17 protein-coding genes are annotated in these 19,430 nt (G+C 57.7%); 12 read left to right on the forward strand and 5 right to left on the reverse strand.

Annotation, left to right across the window (positions count from 1 at the left end; translation table 11 throughout):
* The first annotated feature begins 18 nt into the window (after positions 1-18).
* Positions 19-789 carry an MBL fold metallo-hydrolase gene (locus BM347_RS13560; protein WP_093916985.1) on the forward strand — a complete coding sequence of 257 codons (771 nt, stop codon included), beginning with the start codon at positions 19-21 and terminating at the stop codon, positions 787-789.
* 90 nt (positions 790-879) lie between these two features.
* Here the strand turns inward: BM347_RS13560 and BM347_RS13565 are convergent, their stop codons facing one another.
* Genes BM347_RS13565 through BM347_RS13580 form a run of 4 tightly spaced genes read right to left on the reverse strand, consistent with a single transcriptional unit; the run spans position 880 to position 6,737 of the window.
* Positions 880-2,034 (reverse strand): ABC transporter permease, encoded by a 1,155-nt coding sequence (locus tag BM347_RS13565; protein ID WP_093916986.1) that lies wholly within the window; start codon positions 2,032-2,034, stop codon positions 880-882.
* Complete coding sequence (locus BM347_RS13570; RefSeq protein ID WP_093916987.1) at positions 2,034-3,059, reverse strand: ABC transporter permease; 1,026 nt, start codon at positions 3,057-3,059, stop codon at positions 2,034-2,036. The genes BM347_RS13565 and BM347_RS13570 overlap by 1 nt, the downstream gene beginning before the upstream one ends.
* Positions 3,056-4,975 carry an ABC transporter substrate-binding protein gene (locus BM347_RS13575; protein ID WP_093916988.1) on the reverse strand — a complete coding sequence of 640 codons (1,920 nt, stop codon included), beginning with the start codon at positions 4,973-4,975 and terminating at the stop codon, positions 3,056-3,058. The genes BM347_RS13570 and BM347_RS13575 overlap by 4 nt, the downstream gene beginning before the upstream one ends.
* Complete coding sequence (locus tag BM347_RS13580; protein ID WP_093916989.1) at positions 4,968-6,737, reverse strand: ABC transporter ATP-binding protein; 1,770 nt, start codon at positions 6,735-6,737, stop codon at positions 4,968-4,970. The genes BM347_RS13575 and BM347_RS13580 overlap by 8 nt, the downstream gene beginning before the upstream one ends.
* Positions 6,738-6,893: 156 nt before the next feature.
* Between BM347_RS13580 and BM347_RS13585 the strand changes: the two genes are divergently transcribed.
* The 11 genes from BM347_RS13585 to BM347_RS13635 all read left to right on the forward strand — a co-directional run bounded on the left by BM347_RS13585 (position 6,894) and on the right by BM347_RS13635 (position 18,541).
* Positions 6,894-7,382, forward strand: a complete 489-nt coding sequence (locus tag BM347_RS13585) for a class I SAM-dependent methyltransferase (RefSeq protein ID WP_093916990.1) — start codon at positions 6,894-6,896, stop codon at positions 7,380-7,382.
* Between the two features lie 174 nt (positions 7,383-7,556).
* Complete coding sequence (locus BM347_RS13590; RefSeq protein ID WP_175498576.1) at positions 7,557-8,612, forward strand: C4-dicarboxylate TRAP transporter substrate-binding protein; 1,056 nt, start codon at positions 7,557-7,559, stop codon at positions 8,610-8,612.
* A gap of 28 nt (positions 8,613-8,640) precedes the next feature.
* The gene (locus BM347_RS13595) at positions 8,641-9,174 is read left to right on the forward strand and encodes a TRAP transporter small permease (RefSeq protein ID WP_093916991.1); all 534 of its coding nucleotides are present in this window, start codon (positions 8,641-8,643) and stop codon (positions 9,172-9,174) included.
* On the forward strand, positions 9,174-10,514 hold the full coding sequence (locus BM347_RS13600; protein ID WP_093916992.1) for a TRAP transporter large permease: 1,341 nt from the start codon (positions 9,174-9,176) through the stop codon (positions 10,512-10,514). The genes BM347_RS13595 and BM347_RS13600 overlap by 1 nt, the downstream gene beginning before the upstream one ends.
* Positions 10,511-11,287: an IclR family transcriptional regulator gene (locus tag BM347_RS13605; protein WP_093916993.1), complete on the forward strand. Its 777-nt coding sequence runs from the start codon at positions 10,511-10,513 to the stop codon at positions 11,285-11,287. The genes BM347_RS13600 and BM347_RS13605 overlap by 4 nt, the downstream gene beginning before the upstream one ends.
* A 23-nt stretch (positions 11,288-11,310) precedes the next feature.
* Complete coding sequence (locus tag BM347_RS13610; protein ID WP_093916994.1) at positions 11,311-13,407, forward strand: FAD-dependent oxidoreductase; 2,097 nt, start codon at positions 11,311-11,313, stop codon at positions 13,405-13,407.
* Positions 13,408-13,455: 48 nt separating this feature from the next.
* On the forward strand, positions 13,456-14,661 hold the full coding sequence (locus BM347_RS13615; protein ID WP_093917094.1) for an acyl-CoA dehydrogenase family protein: 1,206 nt from the start codon (positions 13,456-13,458) through the stop codon (positions 14,659-14,661).
* Positions 14,658-15,791 (forward strand): acyl-CoA dehydrogenase family protein, encoded by a 1,134-nt coding sequence (locus BM347_RS13620; RefSeq protein WP_093916995.1) that lies wholly within the window; start codon positions 14,658-14,660, stop codon positions 15,789-15,791. The genes BM347_RS13615 and BM347_RS13620 overlap by 4 nt, the downstream gene beginning before the upstream one ends.
* A complete protein-coding gene (locus BM347_RS13625; RefSeq protein ID WP_093916996.1) occupies positions 15,772-16,200 on the forward strand; it encodes a PaaI family thioesterase in 429 nt (142 codons plus the stop codon). Before BM347_RS13620 ends, BM347_RS13625 begins: the two co-directional genes overlap by 20 nt.
* Positions 16,197-16,970 (forward strand): oxepin-CoA hydrolase, alternative type, encoded by a 774-nt coding sequence (locus tag BM347_RS13630; RefSeq protein WP_093916997.1) that lies wholly within the window; start codon positions 16,197-16,199, stop codon positions 16,968-16,970. The genes BM347_RS13625 and BM347_RS13630 overlap by 4 nt, the downstream gene beginning before the upstream one ends.
* 77 nt (positions 16,971-17,047) lie before the next feature.
* Positions 17,048-18,541: a class I adenylate-forming enzyme family protein gene (locus BM347_RS13635; protein WP_093917095.1), complete on the forward strand. Its 1,494-nt coding sequence runs from the start codon at positions 17,048-17,050 to the stop codon at positions 18,539-18,541.
* Between the two features lie 85 nt (positions 18,542-18,626).
* Here the strand turns inward: BM347_RS13635 and rpe are convergent, their stop codons facing one another.
* The gene (gene rpe, locus BM347_RS13640) at positions 18,627-19,316 is read right to left on the reverse strand and encodes a ribulose-phosphate 3-epimerase (protein ID WP_093916998.1); all 690 of its coding nucleotides are present in this window, start codon (positions 19,314-19,316) and stop codon (positions 18,627-18,629) included.
* Positions 19,317-19,430: the final 114 nt, after the last annotated feature.

The following is a 19,430-nucleotide window of genomic DNA, read 5'->3' on the forward strand; positions in this document are numbered from 1 at the left end:
GTTTAACAGGAGGTTCCAATGACACAGTCCAGACGTACATTTCTAACCACTTCTGCCGCCACCGTTGGTGTGATTACCATGCTGCCCTATGCCGCGCAGGCCGCCGCCCATGGCGGCAACACCTTTCCGACTCAGGGTGGCGATATCACAGTGCACCCGGTCGATCACGCGTCCTTTGTGATGGAGACGCCGATTGGCGTGATCTATAATGATCCGGTAGGCGACGCCGCAAACTATGCCGATTTTGCGACCCCCGATCTGGTTTTGATCACCCATGAACACGGGGACCATTACAACGCAGATACGCTTGCCGCTGTGGTGGGTGAAAACACACAGATCATCACGAATCCCGCCGTTTACGAGATGTTGCCCGAGGCGTTGAAAGCCAAGGCAAGCATGGTCGCCAATGGCGAAGCCGCGATGTTCAAGGAGCTGAGCATCGAGGCGATTCCGGCCTATAACACCACGCCAGAGCGCATGAAGTTCCACCCGATGGGGCGCGACAACGGCTATATCCTGAACCTGCCAGACTTCAGGGTCTATATCTCGGGCGATACCGAAGGCACGCCAGAGATGCGCGCGTTGGAGAATATTGATCTGGCATTCGTGTGCATGAACCTGCCTTTTACTATGGATGCAGCGGCCGCTGCGGCGGCGGTGTCAGCGTTCAAGCCGTCCTTTGTGTACCCCTACCATTTCCGTGGGCGCGAGGATGGTACGCAAGACCCGGTAGAGTTTGCAAAAATGGTTGCTGCGGAGACCGAAGTGAAAATTGCGAACTGGTACTGAGTTCTGGTTTCCGGTTGCCTTTGGCAACCGGACCGACGCGGGGGCCACCCCCCGCACCCCCCGGGATATTTATGAGCCAGAGAAGATGGCTTAGCTTTTGTAAGGGTCCAGGCAGGCGCGCAGGCCGTCGCCAAGGAAGTTGAAGGCCAGTACTACAACGATGATCGGGAGCATCGGGATGGCCGTCCACCAGTAGATTTCGATGCTGGCCAGATTTTGCGCGTCGTTCAGCATGACGCCCCAACTGACGGCGGGTGCGCGCAGGCCAAGGCCAAGGAAGCTGAGCGCGGTTTCGCCAAGGATCATTGCAGGAATGGACAGAGTCGCGCTGGCGATCAGATGGGACATGAAGTTGGGCAACAGGTGCCTGCATATGACCCGCGCTGGTTTTGCCCCCATCATTTCAGCGGCCTTTACATATTCCTCTTCGCGCAGGCTTAGGAATTTGGAGCGGACAGCACGGGCAAGGCCGGGCCAATCCAGAATACCCAAGATGATCGATATGATGAAGAAAACGGACACCGGCCCCCAGTTGGACGGGACAGCCGCAGAGAGGGCGAGCCAGAGCGGGAGTTCAGGCAGCGAACGCAGCACTTCGATCATGCGGTTCACGATCCAATCAGTCTTGCCGCCGAAATAGCCGGCCAGTGATCCAAAGAAGATGCCCAGTGCGAATGAAACCGTGATGCCGATCAGGCCAACTGTCAAAGATAACTGTGCGCCATAGAGGATGCGGCTGAACACATCGCGGCCCAACCGGTCGGATCCCCACAGAAAAACGGTTGCCCCTTCTGGCGCACAGAACAGATGGGTGTTCGAGGGGATCAGGGCGAAGATATGATAGGTCTCGCCTTTGCAGAAAAACTCGAGCGGGCGCGGTTTGGTTTTGTCGGTTTCATAGACCCAGCGAAAGTTCACCAGATCAGCGGTGCCTGTCGTCTCGTAAACGTAGGGGCCGATGAAATCTCCCTCGTGCCACAGATTGATGCTTTGCGGTGGGGAATAGAGATGTTCGGCATTACGCTCGTTCGGCGTGTAGGGCGCAATGAAACCAGCGATCGGCAGGATCAGATAGCAAAAGGCCAGAAACAGCCCGGACACCAGCGCCAGTTTGTGGCGGCGGAATTTGCGCCACATCAGCCGCGCGACCGAGGCATCCATATCCGAGCGTTCGGGCGCGGAGAGGTCAACCACATCCGTCCAGGGCGTGGTGTCAATAAAGCGGTTATCGGGCTGCGTTGCCATTATCCACGTGCCCCATAGCGGATGCGTGGGTCCAGCAAGACCAGCAACATGTCTGAGATCATCGTGCCGATCAGCGTCAGCAGCGCCACGAACATCAGGATAAAGGCGGCAAGGAACTGGTCTTGGGATTTGAGCGCGATCAGCAGCGCCGGGCCGATGGTTTGCAGGCCCAGCACAACCGATACCAGAACCGAGCCCGAGATCATCGCAGGCAGTAGATTACCGATGTCCGCCACGAACGGGTTGAACGCCATGCGCAGCGGATATTTTGCCAACAGTCGCGCGGGGCCTAGCCCTTTGGCTTTGGCCGTATCGACATAGGGCTTGTCCAGCTCGTCCAGCATGTTCGCGCGGAGCCGCTGCATCATTGCAGCCGCACCGGCGGTACCTATCACAAAGGTGGGCACAATCAGATGCAACAGGATGGATTGTACCTTGGCCCAAGACATCGGTTGGCCCTCAAGTTCGGGGGCCATGAGGCCGCCAATGGGCAGATCGAAATAGCGATGCCCGTAGTAGAACAGGATCAGCGCGAGCAGAAAATTGGGCGTCGCAAGCCCAAGATAGCCGATAAACCCGGCGGTATAATCGACCCATGTTTCAGACTTGGCCGCCGCCAAAACGCCCAAGGGCAGGGCGATGAGGTACACAAACAAGACCGCGGAAAGATTGACCAACACCGTCATCCACAGCGCATCGCCCACGATTTCACCGACGGGGCGGTCAAATTCGAACGACCAGCCAAAGTTGCCCTGCAGCAGACCTGCGTATCCTTGCGGTCCGGGGGCAGCACCGGCCCAGATCAAATATTGCTTCCAAAGTGGCTGATCCAACGAATATTCATGGCGGAGAAATTCGGCCTTTGCCACACCTGAGGCCTGACCGGTTGCGCGCAATTCGGCGATTTGGTTTGATAGATAATCGCCCGGCGGCAGGTTGATGATGACAAAGACCAGAACCGACACAACCGCGAGGGTCAGGAGCATGGTGATAAAACGCCAGACTGCGTATCTGAGAAAGATCATTTGCTCACCTGTACGAGGGGGTCTTTGAAATAAAATTCATCAATGCGGTGGATGCCGAAATGCGCGCCGGGGTCATAGGCCCAAACGCCTTCCTGCGGCACGTTCATGAGACGGTTGGATACGACAACGGGTTGCGGTGCCTTGGAAAGTATCCCGATGCCAAATTGCTGTTCGGCATGGATCGCAAGCATGTGTTTCCAAATCTCGGTACGCTCTCGGGTTTCCTCAGCGCGGGTCCAAGCGTTTGCCAAATCCATCAGCTCTTGGGCCGGTTGCAGACCGGGGGCTTCGCCGAATTGGCCCATTGTTTGATAATACTGCCCCCACTTGGGCCAGGCAAAAAATTCCTGAGTGGTCGGGGCGAGGTATTTGGGCGATGTTGCCGGGCCGGGGATGCCATTATCCCAACCGAACCAGACGGCTGCCATCGTGGTGCCTGCGTAGATGCGATTGCGCAGGATATCGCGGTCGAGCGGGCGCATGATCAGACGAATGCCAAGGTCACGCCACGTGTCGGTGATGATGGCCAGCGCGTTTTCTTCCTCGCTACGTTCGCCGGCGGTTTCCACCACGAATTCCATCGGCCTGCCATCAGGTAGTTTGCGCAATCCTGACGGCATGCGTTCGGTCAGACCCATGTCATCGAGCAACGCGTTTGCAGCGTCGATGTCGAACGCCGCCCATGCGTGTAAATCGGCCTCGTTATACAGCGGGCTTTGCGGCAGTGCGGTCATCCCGCCCTCTTGGGCGAGGCCAAAATAGAGCGCGCGGTTGATCATCCGGCGGTCGATGCCAAGGCTAAGCGCGCGGCGGAACCGCACGTCGCGCATCACCTCGCGCCAGACCGGGTCAGCAAAATTCAGGTTGGGGTAAATGGCGATCTGGCTGGCGGCACCATTGGCCCACAAAAGGACCTTGTATTTGCCGCCGTCCACCTCGCCCTTTTTCAATATCGAAATGTCAGGAAAATCCAAACCGCGCGCCTGAAGGTCAACCTCGCCCGCATTGGCCTTGGCCGCGATCAACCCGCCACCGACAATATCCATATTCACCACGTCGATATAGGGCAGTTGGATGCCGCGACTGTCGATGCGATGGTAATACGGGTTTTTGACAAACAGCTGGCGTGATCCATCGCTGTTGCTGGTGTTAATCCAGGGCTGCAATGTCGGTTGTTGCGGATTGTCGAATTTATACATGTTGTCGCGCTTGTTGTGCAGCGCGGCCCAGCTTTTGACGCGGGCGCTTGTAACTTCTTGGAATAGGGTGTCAGGGTCGGCAAAATCGATGTGAAACTGCTTCAGATAATGTGCAGGGCGATAGATAAAGGGCGGACTGGCCTGCGCAAGAAGCGGCAGGAAATCGGGATTCGGGTCGTCCCATTCAAATACAACCGTCAGCGGATCAGGGAATGTGACGCGGCCCAGTTTTTCCTCGACGAACATGAAATCGGGCGGGCCACTGGGGGTGATTTCGGCGTTGTTAACGACGTTTTCCCACCAGTATTTGAAATCATCCGACGTGAACGGCGCACCGTCTGACCAGCGATGGCCGTCGCGCAGATGTAGCGTGTATTTGCGCCCCTCTGCGACATCGACCGATTTTAGAATATCGGGGGCCAGCGAATAGTCCGACTGATACCCGACCAGTCGCGCATAGCCATAGACAACCATCTGCCGTACGTCTTTGGATCGCGACACCAAGGTACGCAAGGTGCCGCCTTGGGTGCCAAAACTACGCCCCTTTGCCGCCAGATCGATGATCAGCGGTTCGCGGGGCAGGCGGGCTTCAATCGGGGGCATGTTGCCGCTGTCGACCTCTTGCGCCCAGAACGAGCTTTCTTGGAGAGGCGGCAACGTGGGTTGCGCCCAAAGCGGCGAGGTGAGGAGCGAAAGGGCAAGGGCGAGCTTACGCATGGCATCTGACTTTGTGGCCGGGTTCCAATTCACGCAACGCGGGGGCCTCTATCCCTTCAAAGCGGTATGCCTCCGGCCACAGGCGCGGCGATCCGGCCCCCCGGGCCACCAGATCAAGGTCGATCGGGCGGCTGATATCAGGCTCTGGCTGGGCGGCAATCAACGCTTTGGTATAGGGATGTTGCGGGTTGTAGAACAATGTATCGGGGGCGGCCTGTTCAACGATAACGCCCGCGCGCATCACCGCGACCTCGTCCGCGATCCGCGCCACAACGGCCAGATCATGGCTGATGAACAGATAGCTTAGGTTCGCACGTTCGCGGATGTCTTCGAGCAGCGACAGGATTTGGTCTTGGACTGACACATCCAAGGCCGAGGTCGGTTCGTCACAGATTAGCAATTTCGGGTCCAAGGTCAGCGCGCGGGCAATCGACAATCGCTGGCGTTGCCCACCGGAAAAAGCGTGGGGGAAACGGCGCATCATGCTGGCATCCAGCCCGACCCAGGTTAACATCTCGGCCGCTTTTTCACGCTGTTCGCTGGCCGTCCCGATGCCATGAATTTCCATTGGTTCGGTCAACGTCTTTTGGATGCGCATCCGCGGGCTAAGCGATGAGTATGGGTCTTGAAACACCATTTGCGCTTGGCGTTGGAAGGACATGCGTTCGGCGCTGTTCATCGTGTGAACCGGTATGGTGTTGGCGTTCCTCTCTGGTCGGAATAACACCTCGCCGCCTAGATCGGGCGTTTCGGCACCCATGGCTATCCGTGCGCAGGTGGTTTTTCCTGATCCGCTCTCACCGACAATGGCGAGGGTCTTGCCACGTTCCAGTTGTAGGTCAACATTTTGGCATGCGGGGATGCTGACGGGTTTGCGCCAACCGCCCGCCCGCATGGTATAGGTCTTCGATACGTTGCGCAGATCAAGGATGACATCATCATGACTGGGCGCGCGGGCCGGGGCCGCGACCTCGGGAATCATCGGTGCGGCGGCAAACAGCTTGGCCGTATAGGGATGTGCCGGTGCCCCCAACACATCTGTTGCAGGCCCGCTTTCCATGACGCGGCCCTTGTTCATAACGACGACCTGCTGCGCCATATTGGCGACCACACCCAGATCATGGGTGACAAGGATCACGCCCATACCTGTTTCTTTTTGCAGGCGACGGATCAGGCCCAAGACCTGCGCCTGCGTGGTCACATCCAAGGCGGTGGTCGGTTCATCTGCGATCAGCAATTCGGGCTTTGCCACCATCGCCATGGCGATCATCGCACGCTGGCGCATACCGCCTGACATCTCGAACGGGTAGCTGCACCACGCCCGATCAGGGTCTACAAATCCAACCTGTTCGAACTGTTCCAAAACGCGGCGCTTGGCCTCGGCGCGGCCCATGCTGCGGTGCAGGCACAAGACTTCGGCCACCTGATTGCCCAAACGGTGCAGGGGGGAAAGCGCGCGCATCGGTTCTTGGAAAATCATCGAAATGCAGTCGCCGCGAATGTTACGCATTGTCTTTTCCGGCAAAGACATCAGATCGGCAGACCGACCTTCACCGTGAAAGTTGATTGACCCGCTGCGCAATTGCGCAGCATCGGGGAGAATGCGCAATACAGACCGGCAGGTCAGCGTCTTACCAGACCCGCTTTCACCGACCAAGGCCAGCGTTTCGCCTGCGTTCACGGAAAAATTAACGCCATCCACAACCGAAGGGGCGTCGCCGAACCCGATTGCCAGGTCATTCACTTCCAACAGGACAGTCATTTGGATCCAAAAGCGTTAAAACATGTTGTCACGCTAGTGAGTGAAGCCGATAAACGCTTCTGCGTCTAGGGGCCTTGGTCTTTAACCTAAGGGCACTACCTATGAACGGCCCGAGCAGTGAATGCCCGAGTGGCAAAAGAGAAAGAGAGCCTAAAAATGAGTCGTCTGGATCTATTTATCGACCGCATGGTGTCGCAGCGCGCCTGCCTTGATCACGCCGCTGAAATCACCGCAGGCCAACCCGGCCCGGTATTCGAGCTGGGCTTGGGCAATGGCCGCACTTTCCACCACATGCGAGAGATCATGCCAGAGCGTGATATTTATGTTTTCGAGCGGGCAATCGCGTCAAACCCGGACAGTACCCCGGCAGAGGACCGGGTGTTTCTGGGGGATGTATACGAAACGCTTCCCGAGGCGTTGAAACGTTTCGGTGCCACGGCGCGGCTTATCCATGCAGATCTGGGCGGTCATAACCTGGCGAAAAACGATGCCTTTGCCCGCGCGATATCGCCATATATCGAACCGCTTCTGGATCGCGGCGGGGTCATGGTTTCAAGCGACCGGATGTATTTCGACTACCTGCAAGAGATTCCCTTGCCCCAAGCTGCGGTCGAGGGGCGTTGCTTTCTGTATCAGCGCGGCTGATATCGCGCCAACCGTCTAAGTAGTTGAAAGATTAACCTATATTCGCGCTCCGCACGTAATTTGCGTGGGGGCGCAATATCCGCTTGCGCGTTCCCATCTCCGGTTCTAGGTTCCGTCGTGACATAGTGAAACCAAGTTTTACATAGTAAAACAAATTTCTTGGGAGGGAAATTCATGTCCTTTATCAAAAAACTATCTTTCGCCGCTGCCATGGGGTTTGCCGCCTCTGTGGCTGGCGCAGAAACCGTGCTGATCCACGGTGAAGCAGGCCCGAACCGCGGCGCGCGCGCAAATGCGTTGCAGTGGTTCGCCGACCAAGTGGCAGAGCGTTCGTCCGGCGATCTGCGCATGGACATCCAATGGGGTGGCGCGTTGTTCAAAGCGAACGCAGCGGTTCAGTCTCTCGCTGATGGCGTTGCGGACACGGGTTCCGTTATCGCGGTTTACTACCCGCAAGAGATGGCCGCCTATGGCATCGCCGATCTGCCCGTCAACAACCCCGATGCTTGGGTTGGCATGCGCGCCACAGACGAACTGATGCGCACAAACGAAGCTGTCGCCGAGAACCTTGCCGAAAAGAACCTTGTCTATATCGGCACATGGACCACCAGCCAGGTTAACATCGGCTGCAAAGGCGACGCGATCCGTTCCGTAGCTGACATCGAAGGCAAGAAAGTGCGCGGTGTGGGCGCATACGGCAAAGTGTTCGGCGAAGCAGGCGCGAACATGGTCAACATGTCGATCTATGACGCGTACCAAGGTCTGGACACCGGCCTGATCGATTGTAGCCAAGGCTATTCCTACGCGGTTTCTGCGCTTAAGCAGGCCGAGGTCATGGACAACTACACGATGTTGAACTGGGGCCAGGTTGGCGGCGTGGGTATCTTTATGAACAAAGACATGTTCGATTCCCTGACAGCCGAGCAACAAGAGGTTCTGACCACAACTGGCGCAGATATGGCTGACGAATTTGGCCGTATGATCACCATCGCCAACGACAAGGCTATTGCGTCGATGAAAGAGCAAGGCGTTGAAATCATCGAACTGCCTGACGCGGAGCGGGCAAAGTTGGTTGAGGGCGGTCAAAAGTTCTTGGCTGCATGGGTCGAAACAGCTGAAGCATCCGGCCTGCCGGGTGATAAGATGCTCGAAGACTACGCCGCGTTGATCGCCAAATACACGCAGGAGCGTGATACAAACGGCTATCCTTGGGCACAGTCCGGTAACTAAGCACATATCTTGAGGGAGGGACGGGACCATGTTGGTACCACTAGAGAAAATCCTGCTGGGGTTGGGTGCGATTGCGGTCATCCTGTTGGGGGTCTTGATTACAACCAATGTGGTCGCGCGTGCTGTCTTTTCCTCAAGCGTGCCCGACAGCGTCACCATGGTGCGGGAATTGATGGTCGCGGCCATCCTTCTGCCCCTTGGTGCCGCGACGGCCAACCGCGCACATATCAGTGTCGCGTTTATTTCTGATCAGTTTGGGCCACGTTTGCGGTCCTGGCTGATCGTGATCGGGTCGGTGATGGGGCTGATTGCCTTGGCAGCATTGCTTTACGCTGGCACCCGCGAATTCCTAAGTGTTTGGGAAAAAGGCAGCTTTTTCTATGGTGACCTGAACCTGCCGAAATGGCCCGGACGTCTGTTGTTTATCATCGGTATTGGGGCCTGTTGGTTGCGTCTGGCCGAACTGGCGATCCGTGATACCCGCACGATATTGTCGGGGGGTATCGTATCGGACGAACAAAACCACACAATTGATGCCCTTGCTGAAAAAGAGGTGCTGTAATGGACGCTGCAACCATCGGTCTGATTGCGTTTGGCGCGGTTCTTTTCTTGCTGGCCATGCGCGTGCCGATCGCCTTTTCCTTGGCGTCGGTCGCGACAGTTGGCACCTTCTTTATCTTTGCGTTTCGCACCGGCACCTTCATGCCGGAACGTGCAATCCGCGCCACCACATCTATGGTGTTTTCAAACTCGTTCGACCTGATCCATTCCTATGATCTATCGATGATCCCCTTGTTTGTGGCGCTAGGGCATATTGCCTATCGCGCGGATATCACGACCAAGATTTACCACGCGGCCAAGGTCTGGCTGACCCGTCTGCCCGGCGGCGTTGCCATGGCATCGGTCATGGGCTGTGGTGGGTTTTCGGCCATTACCGGCAGCTCGATTGCTTGCGCGTCGACGATGGGTCGGATTTGCACGCCCGAAATGCTGCGCATGGGCTATGACCCGCGTCTGGCCACGGCATCTGTTGCGGCGGGCGGCACATTGGGGTCGCTGATCCCGCCATCGGTTTTGTTCATCATTTACGGCATCTTCACTGAAACCTCGATCTCCTCACTGTTTCTTGCAGGCGTTTTGCCGGGCTTGTTGACGTTGGCCGGCTTTATCCTTGTCATCGCGATCTGGGTCTGGCGTTCGCCGGAAATCGCACCACCAACCGATGTGCGCTATTCCTCAAAGGAACGCTTTCGGGCAGCGATGGAAAGCTGGCCTGCGGTCATGCTGTTCGTGCTGATCATCGGTGGCATCTATGGTGGTATCTTTACCGCAACCGAAGCGGCAGCCGTGTGCGTCGTTGCGGCCACGCTGATCGGGTTTGCCCAAGGCAAACTGAACCTGAAAGGCTTGTGGGACGCGGTCAAGGAAACCTGCATTCAGACATCTGCTATTTTCTTTATCGCCGCGGGTGCCAAGATTTTCGTGGCCTTTATCGCGCTGACGAACGTGGCCCCGATGATCGTGAACGTCGTATCCGATGCACAGCTGTCTGTTGTGGTTCTGATGCTGGCGATTGCGGTGATCTATCTGGTGCTTGGCATGTTCCTTGATCCGATTGGGATCATGGTTCTGACGTTGCCGCTGATGATCCCTCTGGTCGAAAGTTATGACCTGAACCTGATCTGGTTCGGTGTTGTGGTGATCAAACTGCTTGAGATCGGGTTGATTACCCCGCCCGTTGGTCTGAACGTGTTCGTGATTGCCAACGTGGTCGGCAAAGACGCTCCGATCGACAAGATCTTTGCCGGGATCACCCGCTTTCTGAGCGTTGATGTTATCGTCCTGGCTTTGATCATGTCGTTCCCGATGATCTCATTGCTGATCCCCTTGGGCGCGCGATGAACTCCGACAGGACAGATCGCAAGTTTGCAAACACGCTTGCCCGTGGTTTGGCCATTTTACGGGCCTTTCGGGCAAGCGATAGCGGGCTGACCCATGCGCAGATATCTGACCGGACGGGCCTGCCAAAACCCACCGTGTCGCGGCTGACCTATACCTTGTGCGAATTGGGGTATCTTAGCCACGGCGGGCGCAATGACAGGTTTCGTTTGGGGCCGTCGGCCATTGCGCTTGGGTCTGTTGCATCTGTTGCGGTGAACTTTCTCGATCTGGCGTCTGACGCGATGCAGAAACTGGCCGATGACACGGGCACGCTGGCGCTGGTCGCGGTGCGTGACGATTCTAAAATGTTGCTCGTGCGCACGTGGCGTCCGCGCAATGCATCCACCATCTGGCTCGAGCCGGGGCACCGGATTCCGGTGTTTGGGTCCTCGTCTGGCATGGCCGTCGTGGCGTCACTTGGCCAAGAACGCTTTGCGCAGTTGACGCCCGAAAAGGATATGCGACAGTTCCGTTCGGAGGGATATTCACAATTGGTCGAGCATGGTTTCACATACGCACTCAAGGGTACGCGTTATGCCAGCACCATTAATGCCGTAAGCGTTCCCTATTTCGCCGAGGAATTTGGCGAACCGGTGGCGTTTACCTGCGGGGCAATGCCCAGCGATCTATCCGATGACCGGATCCGAGACGAAGTCGGCCCCGCGCTGCGCGATCTGGTGCGCGCACTTGAACAACGCACAGGCCGCACCCCGGCGCTGAGCCGCCGCGACTAAAAGAACAGACAGGAATTTGACAGATGAGCGATAAGATCAAATACACACGCAAAGGCGACGTTGCCGTGCTGCGTATTCAGAACCCACCGGTAAATGCGCTGTCACATGCCGTGCGCGAAGGTCTGGTTGCGGGCATGGCGCAGGCCGAGGCTGACGTCGGCGTCAAAGCTGTCTTGATCGTTGGCGAGGGCCGCGCCTTTATCGCCGGTGCTGACATCACCGAATTCGGGAAAACACCGCTGGAGCCCTATCTGCCCGACGTGTGCAAACGGGTCGAAGCATCTCCGCTGATCGTGGTCGCGTCGATGCATGGCGTGTCCTTGGGCGGCGGTCTTGAGATTGCACTGTCCGCCCATTACCGCGTTGCGCAACCCTCTGCCCGTGTCGGCCTGCCAGAAGTGCATTTGGGTCTGATCCCCGGTGCCGGTGCCACCCAACGTTTGCCGCGTTTGGTTGGTGTGGATGCATCGCTTGATCTGATCACCACAGGCCGTCAGGTCAAAGCGGATGAAGCGTTGAAGCTGGGCATTATTGACAAGGTTGCCGAGGGCGACCCTGAAGAGGTCGGTCTGGCCTATGCCGAAAGCTTGATCGCTGACGCGGCCCCGCGCCGCGCGGTTAGCGAAATGCCTGCACCCGAACCGATTGACTGGGATGCTTCCTATGACGGGACGCTGAAAAAGGGCCGTGGCCAGATTTCACCCGCCCAAGCGGTACGTGCGGTTCAAGCCGCGTCGGAGCTGCCCTTTGATGAGGGGATGCTGGCCGAGCGTAAAATGTTCATGGACCTGATGGAAACGGATCAGCGTCAGGGCATGATCCACGCGTTCTTTTCCGAACGTGCTGTCGGTAACCTGCCCGAGCTGAAAGGCGTTGAGCCACGCGCGCTGCAATCCATCGGGATCATCGGTGGTGGCACCATGGGGGCCGGCATTGCCACAGCCGCCTTGCTGGCCGGTTTCAACGTTATCTTGATCGAGATGACACCCGACGCCGCCGAAGCTGCACGGGGCCGCATTGCGGGCAACCTGTCGGGTGCCCTGAAACGTGGCAAGATCACCCAGATGAAATTCGACGCGATGACAACCACGGCGCTAGAAGTGTCGATTAACTATGACAGCCTTGCCTTGGTTGATCTGGTGATCGAGGCCGTGTTTGAAGACATGGGCGTCAAGAAAGAGGTGTTCGGCAAGCTGGACGCCGTGTGCAAACCCGGCGCGATTTTGGCGTCGAATACATCCTATCTGGATATCGACGAAATCGCAGCCAGCACGTCGCGCCCGGCGGATGTAATCGGGCTGCATTTCTTCTCTCCGGCGCATATCATGAAACTGCTCGAGGTCGTTGTCGCAGACAAGACCGCGCCTGAAGTGGTCGCTACAGGCTTTGCCCTTGGCAAGGCGCTGAACAAAATATCTGTGCGCGCTGGCGTCTGCGATGGATTTATCGGCAACCGCATTCTGGCGACCTATCGGACAGCCGCCGATCACATGGTGCTGGACGGCGCATCGCCCTATCAGATTGACAAGGCACTGGTTGATTTCGGCTTTGCCATGGGGCCGTTTGCCGTGGGCGATCTGGCGGGTCTTGATATCGGATGGGCCACGCGCAAACGCAAGGCGGCGACCCGTCATCCGGCAGAACGTGTGCCGACATACCCCGACAAAATCTGCGAAGCGGGTAACTTTGGCCAGAAGACCGGCAAAGGTTTCTATATCTACGAAAAGGGCACCCGAGGCTCTGTGCCCAACCCAGAAGTTCCTGAACTGATCGCGGCCGAACGTACTGAGCTGGGCATAACACCGCGTGATTTCACCGACGCGGAGATCACCCGCCGCTACATGGCTGCGATGGTAAATGAAGCCGCCAGATTACTGGGGGAAGGCATCGCGAAACGCCCGCTTGATATCGATATGGTGCTGCTGTTTGGCTATGGTTTTCCGCGCTATTGGGGTGGCCCGATGAAATGGGCGGACCTGCAAGGGCTACCGGCGGTGCTGGCCGATATCGAAAGCTACGCCAAGGAAGACGCATGGTTCTGGGAGCCCGCACCGTTGCTGAAACAGCTGGTGGTCGAGGGTCGCAGCTTTGATGATTTGAACAAAGACGCCGCAAAATAAATGAACAAGGGCGCAATGCCCGAACGACATAAACCGGAGGAAAGATTAATGGATCTGAGCTATAGCGACGAAGAAAAGGCATTCCGCGCCGACGTGCGCGCCTTTCTAGAAGAGAAGCTTCCCAAAGAAATGAGCGACAAAATTCGCAAAGGGGAAGAGCTGGGCAAAGCGGGTCAGGAAGAATGGCATGCCATTCTGAACAAGCAGGGCTGGTTGGCCCCGAACTGGCCCAAGAAATTTGGCGGTGCCGAATGGAATGCTGTTCAACGTCACATCTTTGAGGAAGAAGCCGCCGCGCATTACGCCCCGCGCATCGTGCCGTTTGGTCTGTCCATGCTGGCCCCCGTGCTGCAAAAATTCGGCTCGCAAGAGCAAAACGATTACTGGTTGCCACGTCTCTTGGCGGGTGAAGACTGGTGGTGCCAAGGGTACTCCGAGCCGGGTGCCGGGTCCGACCTTGCGTCGCTCAAGACCGAGGCCGTGCTGAACGAAGAAGGCACGCATTACATCGTCAACGGTCAGAAAACCTGGACCACGCTTGGCCAGCACGCCAACATGATTTTCTGTCTGGTGCGCACCGACAAGACCGTGAAACAGCAAGAAGGCATTTCCTTCCTGTTAATCGACATGGAAACACCCGGCGTCGAAGTGCGCCCGATCATCCTGCTGGACGGCACCCACGAGGTGAACGAAGTGTGGTTCACCGATGTGAAAGTGCCCGTCGAAAATCTGGTCGGCGAAGAGAACAAAGGCTGGACCTATGCCAAGTATCTGCTGACCCACGAGCGCACGAATATTGCGGGCGTCGGGTTCTCTCAGGCGGGTCTGACTGCGGTTAAACGCATCGCGCGCGCCGAAATGGCGGGCGGTCGTCCCCTGATCGAAAACCCGCATTTTGCGGCACGTGTAGCACGGGTCGAGATTGACCTGATGGCGATGAGCACGACAAACCTGCGCATCGTCTCCAAGGCGGCGGCAGGTGCGGCACCGGGTGTTGAATCGTCCATGCTCAAGGTCAAAGGCACGATCATCCGTCAGGAAATCAATGATCTGGCCCGCCGCGCTGCGGGTGCCTATGCGATGCCGTTCGCATCCGAGGCGATCGAAGGGTCGAACCTTAACCTGCCTGATCCGTTGAATGCCGGCCCCGTCGCCGCGCAATATTTCAACAACCGTAAACTGTCGATCTTTGGTGGCTCGAACGAAATCCAGCGCCAGATCATTGCCAAAACAACGATGGGAGGTGGAGCATGAACTTTGACCTGACAGAAGAGCGCCAAATGCTGCAAGACAGCTTGCGCCGTTTCCTGCGTGACAAATACGATACCGCAACGCGCAACAAGATCCTTGAAAGCGACACGGGTTTTTCCGCTGATATCTGGAACGGCCTTGCCGAGCTGGGCGTCATCGGCGCGCTGTTCACTGAAGATCAGGGCGGCTTTGGCGGCGCTGGTTTCGACATCGCGGTTGTGTTCGAAGAGTTGGGCCGCGCGGGCGTGGTTGAACCGTTCTTGGACACTGCCGTTCTGGGCGGTGGTCTGATTGCCGATTTGGGCACTGATGACCAAAAAGCCCATGTCGAGGAAATTATCGGTGGCGCGTTGCAAGTGGCATTCGCCCATGGTGAACCTGCCAGCCGCTATGACACGAACCGCGTCACCACCACGGCTAAGGTCGATGGCGACAACGTCGTACTGAACGGTCGCAAGGCTGTTGTCGTGAACGCTGAGAACGCAGACATGTTGGTTGTTTCGGCCCGCGAAAGCGGTGACGCTGGCGATGAAAATGGCATTTCGCTGTTCCTCGTTCCTGCGGACGCCAAAGGCATCACATTGCAAGGCTACGCATTGTTGGCCGGTGGCCGTGCGGCCGAAATCACGCTGGATGATGTCAGCGTTCCTGCCTCGGCCCGTCTGGGTGAAGCAGGCAAGGCGTTCAAAGCAATCGAAGCGCGCGTTGCCGCGGCGAACGTTGCGATCTGCGCAGAAACGCTGGGTGCGATGGAAACCGCGTGCCGTCTGACACGCGACTATCTGATGACGCGCAAACAGTTCGGCAAGCCAATCGGCACGTTCCAAGCGTTGGCACATCGCATGTCCGATTTGCTGATCGAGATGGAGCAGGCACGTTCTGCCGTGATCGTTGCAGCGGGTCATCTGGAGGAAGGCTATAAAAGCCGTGAAAGCCATGTGTCTGCGGCGAAAAACCTGCTGGGCCGCGCGGGCCGTCTGGTTGCCGAAGACAGCATTCAGATGCACGGCGGCATTGCCATGACCCAGGAATACGAACTGGCCCATATCGCCAAGCGTATCATCATGTCAGACCACCGCTTTGGCGATACAGACCACCATCTGGAGCGATACATTGCCATTGCAGCAGCCTGACGAAAGCTTGCTGATCCGGGACGAGACAGGCACCCAAACGCTGGTCGGGTATGTCGTTGACATATCCGATCCGGCCCACGGGCGCTGCTATCTTGATTTGGGTCCGCAACATCTTAACCGCCATGGGGTTCTTCATGGCGGTATCGCGGCCACATTGCTCGACAATGCCTGCGGCATGACCGGATCGCTAAGTGTTGATCCAACCGGCAGAAACCCGTTTTTGACGATCTCGCTGACCACGCAGTTTCTGGCTGCGGGTAAACCGGGGCGGGTAACTGCGACCGGCTATATCAAGGGCGGCGGGCGCAGCTTGCTGTATATTGATGCCGAACTGGTCCACGAAGACGGCACCGTGATCGCTACATCGACGGGCGTGTTCAAACGTGTCCCACAGGAGAAACTGACATGAGCGCACGGATTGAAGACAAGGGCGACCGGATCATCGTCTGGAACGGCAATGCCCATAAACGCGGCGCGCTGTCGCCAGAACTATATGCCTGCATCACGCAGGCTGTAGCGCTCGCATCTGAGCCGCGCGTACGTGCCGTGATCCTGACATCCGAGGGCGATTTTTTCTGCGCTGGCGGTGACCTGAACGTATTGATCGCACGCCGCGATCTGGCCGAAGGCGAACGTCGCGGCAAGATCGACGAACTGCATGATGTGGTGCGCGCCATTCGTGGTTGCCCTGTACCTGTGATTGCCGCTGTCGAAGGGGGTGCCGCTGGTGCGGGCCTGTCCTTTGCGTTGGCCTGCGATCTGATTGTCGCCGCGAAGGGTGCCAAATTCACGGCTGCCTATGTCAAGGCAGGGCTGGTCCCCGATGGCGGGCTGACTGCGTCGCTTGCGCGTGCATTGCCGCGGCAACTGTCGATGGAAATGTGCCTGTTGGCGCAGCCTGTCACGGTTGATCGCATGCATGATCTGGGCGTGGTAAATGCGCTGGCCGAACCGGGCACGGCGATGGACGGGGCGATGGCATATGCCGACCGTCTGGCCCAAGGCCCACGGCAGGCACAATCGGTGATCCGGGGGCTGGTCGCACAAGGCTATGACGTGACCGAAGCCGCGCAACTGGATGCAGAACGCAACGCCATGGCCCATGCGGCTGGCGCAGACGAGGCCGCTGAAGGCATCGCCGCGTTCTTGGAAAAACGCAAACCAAATTATGGCGGCTGAAAACCAGTCGGCGTGAATATGTGCTTTGAGGTTTGAAAAGACCAAAGGCGGAAATGACCTGCGAGGAGGCAGAGCTTATGGCACGTGTAGAGGAATATCTTGCACAACAAATCACATCCCGAGGCGATGCTCAGGCGCTGTCGGACAGCGTGGGAACAAGCTGGACCTTTAACGAGCTTGGTAAAGCGTCAGACGCCATCGCCGAGGCGCTAAAAGCGGCAGGGGTCAAACCCAATGACCGGGTGTTGATGTTGTCTGAAAACTGCGGCGCTGCGGTGGCCACGGTCTTTGGCACCTGGAAGGCCGGTGCGGTGATCATCCCGGTCAATGCGCGGCAAAGTGAAGGCGAAGTCAAACGCATTCTGGACCATGCCACACCTGCCGCCATCTTGATGACAACGGGCGCGTCGCCCGATGCGGTCAAACACGCGGAACGGATGGGCGCGTCTGAAATTACCGGCGCATTCGGATCGTTGCATCTGGCCACGCCCACCGCCAGCAACCCAGATGCTGACCTAAGCGATGTGGCGGTTTTGCTGTACACTACGGGGACCACAGGCGATCCCAAAGGGGTGATGCTGACCCATGAAAATGTGCGGTTTGGCGGTATGACATCGGCAAACCTGCGCTGCATGGCCCCAGGGGATGTGGTGTATGGCGTATTGCCCCTGACCCATGTTTTCGGCCTGTGTTCGGTGCTGACGGCGTCCTGCTATATCGGTGCCGAAGTACGTCTGGAGGCGCGGTTTTCGGCGGAGAAGCTATATAAGGCGCTGACATCAGGGGTGAATTTCCTGTCGGCTGTGCCGCAGATGCATGCCCTGTTGATGCAATACACCAAGGAACAAGGCCTGACGAAGCTGAACTCGAAGACGTTACGCTATGTCTCATCCGGGGCGGCACCGCTTGACCCAACATGGAAACGCAAGGCGGAAGAATTCTATGGCGTTGCCATCCAGAACGGCTATGGCATGACCGAAACGGCGGCAGGAACATCAGCGACCTCGAACCCGATCGGATCGCCTGATATCTCGGTCGGTCCGCCCCTGCCGGGGATCGAGGTCAAGATTGACGAAACGGTCGAAGGCGGCGGGGTTGGCGCAGGCGAAGTGATGACCCGTGGCCCGCAGATCATGAAGGGGTACTACAAAAACCCGACCGAGACTGCGAAAGCGGTCGATGCGGATGGCTGGCTGCGCACCGGCGATCTGGGCAAGCTGGACGAGAACGGTTTCCTGCATATTCTGGGCCGCTCGAAAGAGCTGATCATTCACGGCGGTTTTAACGTCTACCCCCCCGAGGTCGAAGCCGCGATCAACGACCACCCGCAAGTGATCCAATCCGCTGTAATCGGACGCAGCAAGGATGGCGATGAAGAAGTGCTGGCCTTTGTGCAGATCGCTGAAGGGGACAGTCTGGACCCGGAAGATCTGCGCGCTTTTGTGCGGGAGCGGCTGACGGGATATAAACGGCCCAAACATATCATCATTGGCACGGCCCTTCCGGCGGCACCAACAGGCAAGATCCTGAAGCACAAGCTGCTTGAGACGTTTAAAGACCAAATGGCCTAAGCTGGCGCGCATGACACAAGAAAGGCCGGGCCCTGTAGTGGGGGCACCGGCCTTTTTCTTTCTTAGTCTCGGTGTCGCTTCGCGTTTAGACGTACACGCCTGTCGCCGCTTCGCGGATCGCACGGATGTTATCGCCGTAAGGGCCGGGGTTCGACACGGACCCGCCCCGGAACACGGCAGAGCCTGCAACCAGAACATCGGCACCCGCCTGCGCCACAGTGGGGGCTGTGTTCACATCGACGCCGCCATCAATTTCAATATGGATCGGACGATCACCAATCATCGCGCGCAGCGTTTTGATCTTGTCCGACATATCGATGAATTTCTGCCCGCCAAAGCCGGGGTTCACCGTCATCACGCAAACCAGATCGGTGATATCCAGCAGGTGTTCGACAGCCGAGGCTGGCGTGCCGGGGTTCAGCGCTACACCCGCCTTTGCGCCCGCGCCACGGATCGCCTGCAAGGTACGGTGAATATGCGCGCCTGCCTCGACATGGGCGGTAATGAAGTCGGCCCCGGCGTTTGCGAAGGCCTCGATATAGGGATCAACAGGGGCGATCATCAGATGCACATCCATGATGCCCTTGATGTGCGGGCGGATGGCAGCACAGGTGGTTGGGCCAAAGCTGATATTGGGCACGAAATGCCCATCCATCACATCGACATGAACCCAATCTGCACCTTGCGCCTCAATAGCTTCGCATTCGGCCCCGAAATTCGCGAAGTCAGCGGCAAGGATAGAGGGGGCGATTTTGATAGAGCGGTCGAATGTCATGTTTGCTGGCCTTATTGGGAGGGTTAGCCGCGATATAAGCGCTGTCAGCGCTGGTGGCAATCGGCGGAGCCTTCGGCGAGGATTTTAGACCATTTGGAAATCAGGGTCAGGTTT

This window comes from Sulfitobacter marinus (assembly GCF_900116285.1).
Lineage (GTDB): Bacteria > Pseudomonadota > Alphaproteobacteria > Rhodobacterales > Rhodobacteraceae > Sulfitobacter > Sulfitobacter marinus.

Coding starts and splice junctions, on each gene's coding strand:
- BM347_RS13560 (WP_093916985.1), top strand. CDS start 19: ATGACACAGTCCAGACGTACATTTCTAACCACTTCTGCCGCCACCGTT.
- BM347_RS13565 (WP_093916986.1), bottom strand. CDS start 2,034: ATGGCAACGCAGCCCGATAACCGCTTTATTGACACCACGCCCTGGACG.
- BM347_RS13570 (WP_093916987.1), bottom strand. CDS start 3,059: ATGATCTTTCTCAGATACGCAGTCTGGCGTTTTATCACCATGCTCCTG.
- BM347_RS13575 (WP_093916988.1), bottom strand. CDS start 4,975: ATGCGTAAGCTCGCCCTTGCCCTTTCGCTCCTCACCTCGCCGCTTTGG.
- BM347_RS13580 (WP_093916989.1), bottom strand. CDS start 6,737: ATGACTGTCCTGTTGGAAGTGAATGACCTGGCAATCGGGTTCGGCGAC.
- BM347_RS13585 (WP_093916990.1), top strand. CDS start 6,894: ATGAGTCGTCTGGATCTATTTATCGACCGCATGGTGTCGCAGCGCGCC.
- BM347_RS13590 (WP_175498576.1), top strand. CDS start 7,557: ATGTCCTTTATCAAAAAACTATCTTTCGCCGCTGCCATGGGGTTTGCC.
- BM347_RS13595 (WP_093916991.1), top strand. CDS start 8,641: ATGTTGGTACCACTAGAGAAAATCCTGCTGGGGTTGGGTGCGATTGCG.
- BM347_RS13600 (WP_093916992.1), top strand. CDS start 9,174: ATGGACGCTGCAACCATCGGTCTGATTGCGTTTGGCGCGGTTCTTTTC.
- BM347_RS13605 (WP_093916993.1), top strand. CDS start 10,511: ATGAACTCCGACAGGACAGATCGCAAGTTTGCAAACACGCTTGCCCGT.
- BM347_RS13610 (WP_093916994.1), top strand. CDS start 11,311: ATGAGCGATAAGATCAAATACACACGCAAAGGCGACGTTGCCGTGCTG.
- BM347_RS13615 (WP_093917094.1), top strand. CDS start 13,456: ATGGATCTGAGCTATAGCGACGAAGAAAAGGCATTCCGCGCCGACGTG.
- BM347_RS13620 (WP_093916995.1), top strand. CDS start 14,658: ATGAACTTTGACCTGACAGAAGAGCGCCAAATGCTGCAAGACAGCTTG.
- BM347_RS13630 (WP_093916997.1), top strand. CDS start 16,197: ATGAGCGCACGGATTGAAGACAAGGGCGACCGGATCATCGTCTGGAAC.
- BM347_RS13635 (WP_093917095.1), top strand. CDS start 17,048: ATGGCACGTGTAGAGGAATATCTTGCACAACAAATCACATCCCGAGGC.
- rpe (WP_093916998.1), bottom strand. CDS start 19,316: ATGACATTCGACCGCTCTATCAAAATCGCCCCCTCTATCCTTGCCGCT.